The organism is Wolbachia endosymbiont of Cylisticus convexus, from assembly GCF_003344345.1.
Window position 1 is genome coordinate 1 of record NZ_QPIP01000022.1, and the last position, 13,984, is coordinate 13,984.

Annotated in this window: 12 protein-coding genes and 2 pseudogenes; 7 read left to right on the plus strand and 7 right to left on the minus strand. The window is 35.1% G+C overall.

Features of this window, described 5'->3' with window-relative positions; genetic code table 11:
* A partial coding sequence (locus Wcon_RS03635; protein WP_237349973.1) for a recombinase family protein occupies positions 1 to 356 on the minus strand: 356 nt, incomplete at its 3' end.
* A gap of 552 nt (positions 357 to 908) precedes the next feature.
* Between Wcon_RS03635 and Wcon_RS03640 the strand changes: the two genes are divergently transcribed.
* Complete coding sequence (locus Wcon_RS03640; protein WP_114517257.1) at positions 909 to 2,102, plus strand: pyridoxal phosphate-dependent aminotransferase; 1,194 nt, start codon at positions 909 to 911, stop codon at positions 2,100 to 2,102.
* A gap of 48 nt (positions 2,103 to 2,150) precedes the next feature.
* The gene (locus Wcon_RS03645; protein WP_114517258.1) at positions 2,151 to 2,468 is read left to right on the plus strand and encodes a DMT family transporter; all 318 of its coding nucleotides are present in this window, start codon (positions 2,151 to 2,153) and stop codon (positions 2,466 to 2,468) included.
* A gap of 36 nt (positions 2,469 to 2,504) precedes the next feature.
* Here the strand turns inward: Wcon_RS03645 and Wcon_RS03650 are convergent, their stop codons facing one another.
* Complete coding sequence (locus Wcon_RS03650; RefSeq protein ID WP_114517259.1) at positions 2,505 to 3,017, minus strand: hypothetical protein; 513 nt, start codon at positions 3,015 to 3,017, stop codon at positions 2,505 to 2,507.
* 397 nt (positions 3,018 to 3,414) lie between these two features.
* On the opposite strand from Wcon_RS03650, the gene Wcon_RS03655 reads away from it, so the two are divergent.
* The 4 genes from Wcon_RS03655 (at position 3,415) to Wcon_RS03670 (ending at position 8,493) form a co-directional block, all read left to right on the plus strand.
* Positions 3,415 to 4,644 (plus strand): MFS transporter, encoded by a 1,230-nt coding sequence (locus Wcon_RS03655; protein ID WP_114517260.1) that lies wholly within the window; start codon positions 3,415 to 3,417, stop codon positions 4,642 to 4,644.
* An 85-nt stretch (positions 4,645 to 4,729) separates the two neighbouring features.
* The gene (locus Wcon_RS03660) at positions 4,730 to 5,965 is read left to right on the plus strand and encodes an MFS transporter (RefSeq protein ID WP_114517261.1); all 1,236 of its coding nucleotides are present in this window, start codon (positions 4,730 to 4,732) and stop codon (positions 5,963 to 5,965) included.
* Positions 5,937 to 7,214 (plus strand): serine hydroxymethyltransferase, encoded by a 1,278-nt coding sequence (gene glyA / locus Wcon_RS03665; protein ID WP_114517262.1) that lies wholly within the window; start codon positions 5,937 to 5,939, stop codon positions 7,212 to 7,214. The genes Wcon_RS03660 and glyA overlap by 29 nt, the downstream gene beginning before the upstream one ends.
* Positions 7,215 to 7,293: 79 nt before the next feature.
* A complete protein-coding gene (locus Wcon_RS03670; RefSeq protein ID WP_179947477.1) occupies positions 7,294 to 8,493 on the plus strand; it encodes a phosphoglycerate kinase in 1,200 nt (399 codons plus the stop codon).
* 22 nt (positions 8,494 to 8,515) lie between these two features.
* On the opposite strand, the pseudogene Wcon_RS13310 reads toward Wcon_RS03670, so the two are convergent.
* Positions 8,516 to 9,576 (minus strand): annotated as a pseudogene (locus Wcon_RS13310) (IS3 family transposase).
* Between the two features lie 59 nt (positions 9,577 to 9,635).
* Entirely contained in the window at positions 9,636 to 9,857 is a 222-nt protein-coding gene (locus tag Wcon_RS11855; protein WP_237350008.1) for a hypothetical protein, read from the minus strand.
* A gap of 18 nt (positions 9,858 to 9,875) precedes the next feature.
* Here Wcon_RS11855 and dapF point away from each other — a divergent pair, with 18 nt between their 5' ends.
* Positions 9,876 to 10,673, plus strand: a complete 798-nt coding sequence (dapF, locus tag Wcon_RS03690; protein WP_114517266.1) for a diaminopimelate epimerase — start codon at positions 9,876 to 9,878, stop codon at positions 10,671 to 10,673.
* A 123-nt stretch (positions 10,674 to 10,796) separates the two neighbouring features.
* On the opposite strand, the pseudogene Wcon_RS13315 reads toward dapF, so the two are convergent.
* The 3 genes and pseudogenes from Wcon_RS13315 to sucC form a co-directional block, all read right to left on the minus strand.
* Positions 10,797 to 11,677 (minus strand): annotated as a pseudogene (locus Wcon_RS13315) (transposase).
* Between the two features lie 255 nt (positions 11,678 to 11,932).
* Positions 11,933 to 12,817 (minus strand): succinate--CoA ligase subunit alpha, encoded by an 885-nt coding sequence (gene sucD / locus Wcon_RS03705; protein ID WP_114517267.1) that lies wholly within the window; start codon positions 12,815 to 12,817, stop codon positions 11,933 to 11,935.
* Between the two features lie 3 nt (positions 12,818 to 12,820).
* Positions 12,821 to 13,981 (minus strand): ADP-forming succinate--CoA ligase subunit beta, encoded by a 1,161-nt coding sequence (sucC, locus tag Wcon_RS03710; protein ID WP_114517268.1) that lies wholly within the window; start codon positions 13,979 to 13,981, stop codon positions 12,821 to 12,823.
* Between the last annotated feature and the right edge of the window lie 3 nt (positions 13,982 to 13,984).

Consider the following 13,984-nt stretch of genomic DNA (forward strand, 5'->3'; position numbering starts at 1 on the left):
TTTAAAAAAATTACTTCTACTTTTGCTTTCTGTAATTCTTCAAGTAAAACCATCTGATATGCATATTTACGCGATAAACGATCAGGAGAATGAATATAGATTATGTCAATTTTACCTTCTGCTACTTTATTACGTAATTTTTCTAAGGCAGGACGAACTAAATTAGATCCACTATAGCCATTATCAACGAATTTATGTTCATCTAGCAATTCATGCCCATCTGCTTTAATTTTATTTTCTAAAGCTGAAAGTTGACTTGCAATCGTATTCTCTTGTACTTGTTTTTCTGAAGAAACTCTTGCATATAAGCTTACTGTTAACATTTGATCCTCCTTGAAGTTCTTTTTTATTTGCATTTACTGAATACTTTAGCACTGGCATTAATTTTGTGTAGGCGTCTAATAAATATACCTCTGCCAACCTATCAGGTTCATAACTAACTCGTATGGCAAATCTTTCTTTACTGTTCATAACATTCCATTTAAATAATATGCTCATTATTAATCCACTACATTAAAGCTGATAATTAGTTCGTCATTAGCGTCATAAATAAATGGAGCTCTTACTTTTGGACATAAAAGTTTTCTGGAAATACTTTTTTCAAGTTTTAAATTGTTGGCAACATTGTCGTAGGTGTATTTTCAAATCTCTTGGATTTTATTTGCCTAAAAATTCATCATAATTACCCAATCACTTCAAATTTTTTTGTCTAATCTTAACTCCTCTTTCCTTGACTTAATGGCAGTGAGGGCTTCTTTTGCCTTTTTTTTACTTGGTAAATTTCTTAATACTTATAGCTAAATCAATTTAAAAGCACTTAAAAAATGTCAAACCTTGTACAAAATAATAAAATTTCTAGCTTTTTTGTTGTGTAGAGTTTATCATTTTTATTTAACTTTAGTGAGATTATGTCGGACCTTGCAAGAAGGATGTCTCTAATAAAACCATCACCTACAATCGCTGTGACCGATAAGGCAAATAGATTAAAAAGCGAAGGAAAGAAAATTTGCGTTTTAGCTGCAGGAGAGCCGGATTTTGACACTCCAGACCATGTAAAAAAGGTAGCTATTCAATCGATAAATGAAGGTAAAACTAAATATACTGCTGTTGATGGAACGCGTGAGCTTAAAAACGCAATAATCAATAAGTTAAAAAGAGATAACAATCTAGAATATACACTGAACCAAATCTGTGTCGGCGCTGGCGCTAAGCAGGTGCTATTCAACTTGTTTATGGCAACAATTAACTCTGGTGATGAAGCTATAATTCCAGCTCCTTATTGGGTTTCATATGTTGATATGGTAAGCCTTTTTGGTGGTCTGCCAATTGTTGTAGAGTGCAAGCAAAACTTTAAGTTGACACCAGAATTACTGAAGAGCAAGATAACTAAGAAAACTAAATGGTTAATTCTTAATTCACCGAACAATCCAGCAGGAATTGTCTATACATGTGATGAATTGAAAATCATAGCCCAAGTATTGCTTGAATATCCACATGTAAATATTGTTACAGATGATATTTATGAGCACATAGTATACGATGAAAAGTTTTTTACCATTGCTCAGGTTGAACCAAAGCTTTATGATAGGGTTTTTGTGGTCAATGGAGTATCAAAAGCCTATGCAATGACAGGATGGAGAATAGGGTATATTGCAGGTAGGAGTGATGTGATAAATGCTATCTCTACACTACAGTCTCAAAGCACTTCTAACCCAAACTCGATAGCACAAGCAGCAGCAGTTGAAGCATTAAACGGTGATCATAGTTTTTTGAAAGAAAGAACAAAAATTTTTAAGGATCGTAGAGATTTTGTGGTAAAAAAGCTAAATTCTGCTCCAGGATTGTCAGCATCTATTCCACAAGGTGCATTCTATTTGTTTGTTTCATGTGAAGGTTTATTGAGTAAGAGCACAAAAAGTGGTAAAGTAATAAGTAATGATCTTGATTTTGCTGAATATTTGTTGGAAGACCATTTAGTTGCTGTTGTTCCAGGGATTGCATTTGGTCTAGAAAATTTTATCAGAATTTCTTATGCAACCTCTCAGGAACAATTAGAAATTGGATGTAATAGCATTACTAAAGCATGTGAAATGCTAAGTTAACTTTTTAATATTCTTATGTATAATATATCAGTGAGATAGAGTTAATTTATGGCGTGGGTGTATTTACTATTAGCTGGTTTGGTTGAGATAATATGGACCACAGCACTAAAATATAGCAATGGCTTTACTCGTATTATACCTGTAGTAATTATTTTAGTTAGCGGTTCTGTGAGTCTTTACTGGCTGTCATTAGCAATGAAGTCTATTCCTCTTGGTACATCTTATGCAGTTTGGACTGGTATAGGCTCTATAGGTGCAGCAATAATAGGAATAATGTTTTTTAATGACCCAGTAAGTTTTGGACGCTTGCTTTCTCTTGCTTTGGTAATACTGGGTATTGTGGGCTTGAAGGTGTTTACTAAATAAAAGTTAGGTATATGAATAAGCTGTCTACAAAGTTGTCTATTTTACCATCTCAGGACTTTCTACTAGAGTTGCCTTGGATTTTTCGGTTCTCGAAGAGGGCATTCCTATTGATTTGGCAAGTACCTTTCTAATGTTCAATATTTCATTTTTCTCATTTTGTTGAATTAAGTTAATATCGTTTATTTTATTCACTAAACCTTTTCCTTCCTTTAAAATTTTTAAATCGCTTTCGTTGATGTGATGTTCATTGTTAAATTCTGCAACGCTCTCTTTCTTCTTTGGATGAATATTTAGAAATTCTAACACCTGGTGTTTAGCAACAGCTTGAATAAATTTCTTATCGTGAAATCTTGAATCGTTATGTAGTTCTTCTAGGCTTTTATCATATTGTTTTGCTTCGTTTACAGTAAGTTTTATTATTTCTTCTACGCTGCTTAAAAGTTCTCTGTACAGCTTGTCGTATCTATTGCCTGTGTGTGCTGCAAATGTTTGCTCAATGTATTTTGTTATGTAGTTTTCTAGTGTGTTGTCTGCTGTGTTTATGTTCATTCACTCACCTTGCTTTTATATTATATTTTACACACGAGAAAGTTAATATTTAGTTAACCGCAGCGTTTCTAATATTGAATTTCATTGAAAATTATATTATTTAAGGTATAATCGCTGTTACGAAGAAATAAAAGTATAAATAAAATGGACTTTGTAACAAAAATAAAACTTAAGGTAAAGATGAATAAAGGTAAAATCATAAACATCCTTATCATTTGTGGTGTAATTTTTTTCATATACCTTATTCATGAACCAGTGATGGATATGGTGGAAAAAGTTATAAATAAGATAAAAAGTCTCTTTTAAAAAATATCCTCAGATTAGAGTAGATATTTAAAAGAGAGTTGCTTCTTGCTGATAAAACACCTATAATTCCAGCTTTGAGGTAAGACTAGCATTGCAGAGAAATTTTTTCATATGGTTGCTAGCATCGCTGTTCTATACATACCAATACATATTGCGTGTAATTCCAAATGTTGTAGTTCCTGAGTTGATGGTAAGGTTTAATATAGGAACAACAGAGATAGGACAATTTTGTGGACTATACTATATAGGTTATGTGTTAGCACATATTCCTGTGGGTATTTTGTTGGATAGGTTTGGTTCTAAAGTTGTTGTACCAATTTGCATAGCATTAACATCTTTAGGTGCTTTGCCTTTGGTCGTTTCTAGCAATTGGAGTTGTTCTGTTGTTGGAAGAATAATTACTGGTATTGGATCCTCTGCTTCAGTACTTGGACTTTTTAAAGTGATAAGTATCTATTATTGCAGAGAAAAGTTTGCCGTAATGTTTAGTATATCAGCTATTATTGGCATTTCGGGTGGTATATTTGCCACTAAACCATTACATATCTTATTTGATAAATTTGGATGGGATTATGTACTTATTGCATTTATAACACTTGGACTATTGCTTGCTTTAACTACTTTTATATCTATACCTAAAGCTGATACTTCAGATAGAGTAGATATTAAAAATTTAAGCAAGATTATATTCAATAAGAATGTTTTATTGGTAAGTTTGTTTGGTGGTTTTATGATTGGGCCATTAGAAGGCTTTGCAGATGCGTGGTCCACAACATTCTTGTATGAGATGTATGCTATAGATAGACACGTTGCATATAGCATTTCAAAATGGATACTAATAGGCTTTAGTCTTGGAGTTTTGTTACTTCCTCATGTATTAGCAAAGTACCCAGGTAGGCACTATGAAATAATAATTTTTTGTGCTATGGCTATGATAATTATGTTCTTATTGCTTTTTATGTGCGATATTAATCCACTGTTAGCATGTATATTGCTGTTCATTATCGGCTTTGCTTGTGCGTATCAAGTTGCTTTGACCGATAAAGTTGTGTCTTGTGTAAAAAATGATTCAGTAGCAAGTGCAGGATCCATAAGTAATGCTATAGTTATGAGTTTTGGTTATTTTTTTCATACCGTTATTGCAGGCATAATGAATTTTTATTGGGATGGTAAAATGGTTGATGAAATTCCATTTTATGGAGCTAATGTAATGATTAAATCTATGTCAATAATACCTGTATGCTTATTGATAGGAATGATAGGTTTTTTGTTGCTTAAAATTATAAGCTGCAAGAAGAGCTTGCCAAATTTAAAAAATTGATGTACTAAATCTGTTTCATGGGTAGGTTTTTGATGGTTTTCATAACTAAGGTGCCTGTAATCCGAAGCTTGAGGTAAAATTAGCATTGCAGAGAAACTTTTTCATATGGTTGCTAGCATCGCTATTTTATGCATATCAGTATATATTGCGCGTAATTCCAAATATAATCGCGCCTGAATTAATAACAAAGTTTAACATAAGTATTGCAGATGTTGGTCAATTTGGTGGGCTGTATTATATAGGCTATACGCTTGCTCATATACCTGTTGGTCTTGCGCTTGATAGATTTGGGCCAAAGTTTGTTTTGCCTGCATGTATTGTCTTAACGTTTGCTGGGACGTTGCCGCTGATATGCTTTGATCAGTGGTATTACTCAATACTTGGTAGAATGATTGTTGGAATTGGATCATCTGCTTCAGCAATTGGGCTCTTCAAAGTTGCAAGCATGTATTTTTCACAAGAAAAATCAGCAAGGATGGCTAGCTTATCCATAATAATAGGGTTACTGGGAGCAATTTATGGTGGATTACCTCTAGATTTCTTGCTCAATAAATTTGGTTGGAACTATGTTATATACACTTTCTCAGCGTTTGGTTGCTTGCTTGCCCTACTTTTATTCTTAATAACGCCAAATAGTAACATAGAGGAGAGTAGAAATGATAATATACTTCAAGATTTAAAAACTGTACTTTTCAATAAACATATCATTCTAATCAGCTTTTTTGGTGGCTTAATGGTTGGACCACTAGAAGGTTTTGCTGATGGTTGGGCAAAGGCGTTCTTATGTGAAGCATATCAAATGACCGGAGATCTGGCATCTTCGCTTTCCTCTCTTATGTTTATAGGAATGGGAGCGGGATCATTCTTTTTAGCTTATTTACTGGAGAAGTATCCAAACAAACATTACGAGGTGATTATTGCGTGTTCTTTTGCAATGATCGCTAGCTTCCTCTTGCTTTTTACACAAGTTGGCGGTTTATATATTGCACTACCTACACTTCTTGTTATCGGCTTTGCATCTGGGTATCAGGTAATTACTATTTACAAGGCAATAAGTTATGTAAATAATAACTTGGTAGGCTTAGCTACGGCTATATCAAATATGATAGTTATGGTTTTTGGCTATTTTTTTCATACTGGAATTGCAAAGATAGTAGACTTGTGTTGGGATGGGATGGTAATACAAGGAAATCCTGTGTATGGTACTGAGTTGCTAGTAAAAGCAATATCAATTATTCCTGTATGCCTGCTTTTGGCTGTTTTTGGATTTATGTGGTTAAGGAAAAGGGCTTATGACAAGTGTTTCAGAAAGGATTTATGACTCTGAAAGTAGTCTAAAGTCTTTTGATAATGAAATTTATCAATCTATAGAAAAAGAGCTGCAACGCCAAAAATCGCAGTTGCAACTGATTGCATCGGAAAACTTTGCAAGTAAAGCAGTAATGGAAGCGCAGGGTTCTTTTCTGACTAATAAATACGCGGAAGGTTATCCTGGTAAAAGATATTACTGTGGCTGTGAATATGTGGATGAAGTTGAAAATCTGGCTATAGAGAGGCTTTGTAAGCTGTTTGGTGTTAAATTTGCAAATGTTCAACCTCACTCTGGTTCTCAGGCAAATCAAGCAGTGTTTGCTTCACTGCTTGCTCCAGGTGATACAATACTTGGATTGTCACTGAACTGCGGTGGACATTTAACTCACGGTGCAGCACCAAACCTTTCTGGTAAGTGGTTTAAGTCGATTCAGTATACAGTTAATAGAGATACTTATCTACTCGATATGGACGAGGTAGAAAAGCTAGCGCTGGAGCATAAACCGAAGCTAATCATTGCTGGTGCTTCTGCTTATCCAAGAAAGATAGATTTCAAGCGCTTTCGCGAAATTGCGAATAAAGTTGGTGCGTACTTGCTTGCAGATATTGCCCATTATGCGGGACTTATTGCGGCTGACGAATATCCATCTCCTGCTGAACATGCGCATGTTATGACTTCTACAACTCATAAAACTCTACGAGGTCCTCGTGGCGGAGTGGTAATGACAAATGATGAAGCATTACATAAAAAAATTCGGTCTGCAGTTTTTCCAGGATTGCAAGGTGGACCGCTTATGCATGTGATAGCTGCAAAAGCTGTTGCATTTAAGGAAGCATTAGCGCCAGAGTTTAAAACTTATAGTAAGAAAGTTGTGGAGAATGCAAAAGTGCTAGCTCAAGCGCTGCAAGGGCATAGTCTCGACATTATAACTGGTGGCACTGACTCTCATATAGTGCTAGTTGACTTAAGATCACGAAAATTGACCGGAAAAGACGTTGTGGATAGCCTTGAAAGGGCTGGCATTACCTGCAATAAAAACTCCGTACCATTTGACACAGAGAAACCAACTATTACTTCAGGGCTACGTTTTGGTACCGCTGCTGAGACAACGCGCGGACTTGAGGCAGAAGATTTTAGAGAAATAGCTGATCTAATAAATGAAGTAATTCAGGGATTAATTGATGGAAATAGCACTGATATTGAAAGAGCAGTAAAAAATAAAGTTGAAAGGGTTTGTAGTAATTTTCCTATTTATTAATTTATTTGGCATTCAAATTTCCTTCCTTTACTTTGGATTAAACTATTGTATAGTGATTTTATAGCTCCTTAATTTTATGATAAATGTACCTAGCATAGAGAGTTGTGATTTTCACAATAAAAATGTTCTGCTCAGGGTTGACTTCAATGTTCCTATAAAAGATGAAAGAATTCGTGATTCTACTCGTATTTTAAGGGCGCTACCTACCATTCAGTATTTGGCAAATGCGGGTGCAAAAGTTATTATTATCTCACATTTTGGGCGTCCAAAAGCCAAAGACAGTAACTTATCGCTAAAAAACGTAGTTGAAACTTTATCGCAGCTGCTAAGCAAAGAAGTGGAATTTGTTGATGATTGTATTGGTGAGAGAGTACAAAGAGCAATAAATGCGATGGGTAGAGGAGGTATAATATTACTAGAGAATCTGAGGTTTTATAAAGAAGAAGAGCAGAATGACTCAAATTTTGCTAAACAATTAGCATCTCTAGCAGATATATATGTAAATGATGCATTTTCTTGCTCTCACAGAGCTCACGCTTCTATTTCACGCATTACAGGATTTTTACCTTCTTATACAGGATTTTGCTTGCAAGATGAGCTGAAATATCTTGAGCAAGCCATATCATTTGACGCTAAACCTATTACTGCGATAGTCGGTGGAGCTAAAATATCAACTAAAATAAAAATGCTTATAAAGCTAGCAGAAAAGGTTGATTACCTTATTCTGGGGGGGGCAATTGCTAATAATTTTTTGTTATTTAATAAAGTGAATATAGGCAAATCTTTTTTTCAAAATGGCGTTGATGACCTTTTGCATGATATTGTTGAAACAGCAAGTGAAAACAATTGTAAAATAGTTGTGCCTGAGGACGTTCTAGTTGCAGTAAACTCTGATTATAGCACTAGCATTTTAAGAAAAACCGAATCCGTTTTGGATGATGATATAATTTTAGATATAGGACCTCAAACTTTAAGCACAATAAGCAGTATAATAACAAGCAGTAAAACTCTACTGTGGAATGGACCTATTGGTGTTTTTGAACATTCGGCTTTTGCAAATGGTACAGTAGAGGTGATGAGAGTAGTAAGTAATTTGACACATAAAGGAAAATTAACCAGCATAATAGGAGGAGGGGATAGCCTATCTGCAATAAATGCAGCAGGTCTCACTGATAAAGATTTTACATATATTTCAACTGGTGGAGGAGCATTTTTAAGTTGGCTAAATGGTGATAAGATGCCAGGACTGCGATCGACTGACCTTACCCAGAAAAAGTAGAGAGGAAGTTAAGGCATTTTTATTATGAAAATGATGAATCAAATTTCTCAGGAATGCAATGTAGAATATCTACGCTGTTTGTTATAAAAAATTTCTATGTACTCAAATATAGCAGTTCTAGTTTGCTGAGCAGAGTGTTGCGAAGTATCATCAATAAGAAGCTCCCGTTTGAGTGAGCTTTTCAACAACAGAGTTGTCATAACAACAGCCTGTATGCTGGAAATGATGTTTTTTGTGTTCAGCAAAAACTGATAATTTTTAGAGGTAAACCTTGATCACTATGAAATAGCAGATCTTTGGCGGGTTTGCGCTTATCAACAGCCATCAATAAAGCATCTATAACTAATCGCTTAGCTACTCATTGACCAGTCAACTAGATCAATTATTGCTGCCAAATATAGCCAGCCATCCTTAGTTTTTATGTATGTAAACCCATACTTTATTTGGCTGACTAGTAGTGGTCCAATATATTGGGAGTTATAACCCTATTGTCGGTCTGCTGTTTTTTGCTTTTGAATCTTCGCCTCAGTCTAGCTTGTTTTTTGCATGATATCCTGCACTGTTTTGATGTTGCAATTTTTACCTAAAGCCTTTAGTTCAGTTTAGGTGCCCCATATCTACAATTAGATGCTTGGTATATTTTTTGAATATCTGCTAGAAGCTGCTCCCTTGTTGCTGCTTTTCTTCTTACTAGTCCATAGTAGCTGCTAGCAAATACTTTCAAAATCCTGCATAACTCCTGTACTTTATAGTAGTTTCTATGCTTTTTGATAAATAAATCTTTGTAACTTGCAAAATATCCCAGGGCTTTTTTTGAAATGTCTCTTTCTCTAGTAACTCTTGTTAGTTCTTTCTTTAATTCAAACTTTTCTTTATCACATGGTGCCAACTTTCCCTTACCAGGAAATGCTTCTTCTATTGATCCTTTTTCGTTATATTTTCAGTCACTTAGTGTACTGTTATCTATTCCTAAATCTTTAGCTACTTTGTTTGCCCCGTTTCCTTTACCAACTTTATTGCCTCTAATTTAAATTCCACTGTGTACTTTTTTCTGTATAATAAGCCCTCATAATCATGTTTTATTTTACCTCAAAAATGGCTTGACTTCCTCTCTACTTTTTCTGGGTAAGGTCAAACCAGCATCAGCTAAAACTTGATAACATCGACTCTTTAAAAATCCTAAAGTCATGTCGTTTACCGTTAGCAAAGGAAGTACATACAATTTTCCTGTTAAAAACATTTGCTCCCTTTCCAACCTCAGCTTGCCAAAAGAGCATTTTGCTATTTTTCGGTATTGACTTAGCACTCACACTACAGAAAACTATAGAATACAAAATAGCTGTAATTAGAAGAAAAATTTTCACTTATATAATTTTACTATAATGGTAAGTAACCTAACAGACAAGATCCCGTTTGTAAAGATGCACGGTACTGGTAATAGTTTTGTTATCATAGACTCACGTTCAGCAAATAATTTAGACTGGAATTATAGACGAATTGCTGATCAAAGCGGTTGTGATCAAGTAATAATTATAACAATGTCTAATTCTGCAGACTGCTTTATGCATATCTATAATGCTGATGGCAGTCGAGCTGAAATGTGCGGAAACGCAGCACGTTGTGTTGGATATTTGATAATGTCAGAAAAAGGTACTGAATATATCACTATTGAGCTGGTAAACAATCGTATCTTAGAATGTTTTAAAATGAGTGATAAATCAATAAAGGTCAATATGGGTAAACCACTGCTTAAATGGCATGAAATTCCTCTTTCTTGTGAATGCGATCCCTTTTATCTACCTATAGAGCTTGAAATGCTGAAAGAGCCAGTTGCAGTAAATATTGGTAACCCTCATATAGTTTTTTTTGTTGATAACATAAGCGAAATACCATTGCGAAATTTAGGACCAAAGCTAGAAAATCACAAATTATTTCCTCAGAAAACAAATGTTAGTATTGCACAAATAGAAAAATCTGGAGAAATAAACTTAAGAGTTTGGGAAAGAGGAACAGGTATTACTGCTTCATGTGGTAGCGCAGCTTGTGCAGCATTTGTTGCATCTGTACTTCGTAAGTGTTTGGCTACTAAACAAACTTCAGTAAATTTACCAGGAGGTCAGTTACTGATTGAGTGGTCAGGAAATGTATTGATGACTGGCGATGTAGGGTTTATGACCTAGGCGGTATCTGTTCAGATGCGTGGCAAATATTGAAACCAGCGCTCCCTTTCTTGTCATCCCAGTGTCAAGCACTGGGATGGCTTTGTTGCATAGCACTTCATGTGGTGGTGGTTTACGACAAATTCATGTAACCATTTCAAATTTAGCTATGCCAATATCAGTAAATTTATTGAGCAAGTAGCATTTTATTAGCAATTCTTTTTCTCGATTTATCTCATTCTAAAACTAAACTCAAATATTTGCTTGAGAAAAATCCTTCAATATATGACCTTTTCCCATAAGTTGCTTCCTTTTTCCACTCTTTCACACCTTCTTTACCACATAATCTAATGGCGGCATTTCTCTCAGCCATATAATCCAATTTTGTATGTTCTGCTGCACAATTTTTCGGTAGAACTTTTGTCTTTATATCATATATAATTTATAAAGCTTGTGCCTATCGTATGCTCTGTCTGCATATAATGCTTTTATAGCGTGCTGAAATCTTCGAGCAAGTCGCAAGCACCGTAATGGTCGACCATTGCTATATTTTGCAGCAATAGCTTTTTTGCTATTTATACTTAACATTACATGTAGCTTTCCTACCTGTTTATAACTGCGATACTTTCTACCTTCACTATTTTCCTTACTGTGACCAGGGGTGTTATTATAAATTTGTGCTGTCTATGGCAATTGCAATATCTTCCATATTGTTTTTATCAACTCTGCAATCATTGATCTTAATATTGAGTTTTTTAAACCTTCTTGAAGCCTGCGAATAGCTATTTCCTACTTGCTGCAAATATCCTTTTATAAACTCCACCGTTTGTCTTAAGCCAATTCTAAAGAGACTAGCGACTATATGCACTAAAATCACAACTTTATCACTATAAATATAATTGCCACCTCGCATTTCGGGGCTATTTTCGTACCAATTTTCTATTAATAAAATGAAAAATATTTCCTCTTTCTTGGAGAAATTTGTTATATTCATAGCAGTTACTGATCTTCATTTTAGTTGGCATATTTTTCTTTCGTAGGTTAAATGCTTGTTTTATAGTGAATTTTGTCAGTAACTGCCAGTTCTTTTTATCTGAGCTATGCAACAAAGCCCACTGAGATCCAGAAGTTTTATTAAGTTGATAAGCACAAAAGTAGCCGTTTTATGTTAAAACACAACGTTTTGATAATTATGTAAAACCAGTGTCAAGCACTGGAATGACACCATTTATTTCTATGTTTTTGTCTATCTTATTTTGCCACCTTGCTGAACGGATACCCTAAGCGAGACACTGACTCATTACTTCTAACACCTTTTTACCAATTACTGCAGGGGTTTCTGCAATTGCAATTCCAGCACTCCGCATAGCTTCTAATTTTGCACCGGCACTTCCTCCACTAGAAGAGATAATAGCCCCAGCGTGCCCCATACGTCTTCCTGGAGGTGCTGTTTGGCCTGCTACAAATCCAATAATTGGTTTTTTAGTTTTTTCCGCCTTTATAAAATGTGATACATCCTCTTCTTCATTCCCACCTATTTCACCAATAACTACAATACCATGAGTATCATCATCTTTTAAAAACAACTCCATACAATCAACAAACGTCATACCATGAACAGGATCCCCTCCAATTCCTATACATGTTGATTGACCAAGACCAACAGCAGTTGTTTGTGCTACCGCTTCATAAGTTAAAGTTCCAGAGCGAGACATAATTCCTATATGTCCACGTTTATGAATATGTCCTGGCATAATTCCTATTTTGCATTCTTCGGGTGTAATAATTCCTGGACAGTTTGGCCCAATCAATCGACTTTTTGAACGAATAAGTGCATGCTTAACTTTCACCATGTCAAGTATAGGAATACCCTCTGTAATACAAACTATTAGCTCTATCTCTGCATCTATTGCTTCAAGTATTGCATCAGCTGCAAATTTAGCAGGTACATATATAACCGTGGCATTCACGTCAGTTTTTTCTTTAGCTTCTGCTACAGTATTAAAAACTGGTAAATTAAGGTGAGTGCTACCACCCTTACCAGGAGTTACACCACCAACCATTTTTGTTCCGTAGCTAATTGCTTGCTCTGAATGAAATGTACCTTGCGCACCAGTAAAACCCTGACATATTAACCTTGTATCTTTGTTTACTAAAACAGACATGCTCTACTTCACCTCTTGTACTATTTTCTGTGCAGCCTCGTCAAGTTCGTCTGCAGCAATAATATTTAGCCCTGACTCTTCTAAAATTCTTTTTCCTTCTTTGAAATTAGTGCCTGACAATCTAACCACTAAAGGAACCTTAATACCTATTTCTTTTGCGGCTTCAACAACCCCATTTGCAATGATATCACAACGCATTATACCACCGAATATGTTAACTAAAATTCCTTTTACATTACTGTCAGAGAGTATAATCTTAAATGCTTCGGTAACAGTCTCTTTACTTGCTCCACCACCAACATCCAAAAAGTTAGCAGGCTCTGCTCCGTAGTACTTTATTATATCCATTGTTGCCATAGCAAGACCTGCACCGTTCACCATACAGCCAATATTGCCATCCATTTTTATATAATTGAGCCCATGCCTTGAAGCCTCTATTTCTTCCTTTATTTCTTCATCATAATCACGGAGCTGCACAATTTCCGGATGACGATATAAAGCGTTGTCATCAAAATTAACTTTAGCATCAAGCGCAACAAAACCCCCAGAATTTGTTTCAACTAGTGGATTAATTTCTATTTGGCTCGCATCGGTTGTAATAAACGCATCATATATATTTTTTGCAATATTTGTTATCTTTCCTATTTGTTCTGAACTCAGATTAAAACTATTGCCAAGTTTACTGTTATCAAAACTTGTAAAACCAGTAGCAGGATCAATATCAAATTTCACAATTTTTGTAGGAGAATTTTTTGCCACTTCTTCAATATCCATTCCACCTTCTGAGGAAAATATAAATACTGGCCTATTGAGCTTTGGATCAACTACGAGACTTAAATAATACTCTTTTTTAATGCTTGAACCTTCTTCAATGTATACTCTTTTTACCTGCTGTCCACTTGGCCCTGTTTGATGAGTAACTAAAGTCATGCCAAGCATATCCTTTACAAGCTGCTGAGCTTCTTCAGTTGACTTTGCTAGCTTTACTCCACCAGCTTTGCCCCTACCACCTGCATGAATCTGAGCCTTCACTACAAACACGTCAGATTTTAACTGGCTTATTTGAGTCTTCACTTCTTCTGCAGATATAGTAACAAAACCTTTTGGCACTGGAACATTAAATTTATGTAAAATTTCTTTTGCTTGATATTCGTGAATATTCATAAG

Coding starts and splice junctions, on each gene's coding strand:
- Wcon_RS03640 (WP_114517257.1), top strand. CDS start 909: ATGTCGGACCTTGCAAGAAGGATGTCTCTAATAAAACCATCACCTACA.
- Wcon_RS03645 (WP_114517258.1), top strand. CDS start 2,151: ATGGCGTGGGTGTATTTACTATTAGCTGGTTTGGTTGAGATAATATGG.
- Wcon_RS03650 (WP_114517259.1), bottom strand. CDS start 3,017: ATGAACATAAACACAGCAGACAACACACTAGAAAACTACATAACAAAA.
- glyA (WP_114517262.1), top strand. CDS start 5,937: ATGACAAGTGTTTCAGAAAGGATTTATGACTCTGAAAGTAGTCTAAAG.
- dapF (WP_114517266.1), top strand. CDS start 9,876: ATGGTAAGTAACCTAACAGACAAGATCCCGTTTGTAAAGATGCACGGT.
- sucD (WP_114517267.1), bottom strand. CDS start 12,817: ATGTCTGTTTTAGTAAACAAAGATACAAGGTTAATATGTCAGGGTTTT.
- sucC (WP_114517268.1), bottom strand. CDS start 13,981: ATGAATATTCACGAATATCAAGCAAAAGAAATTTTACATAAATTTAAT.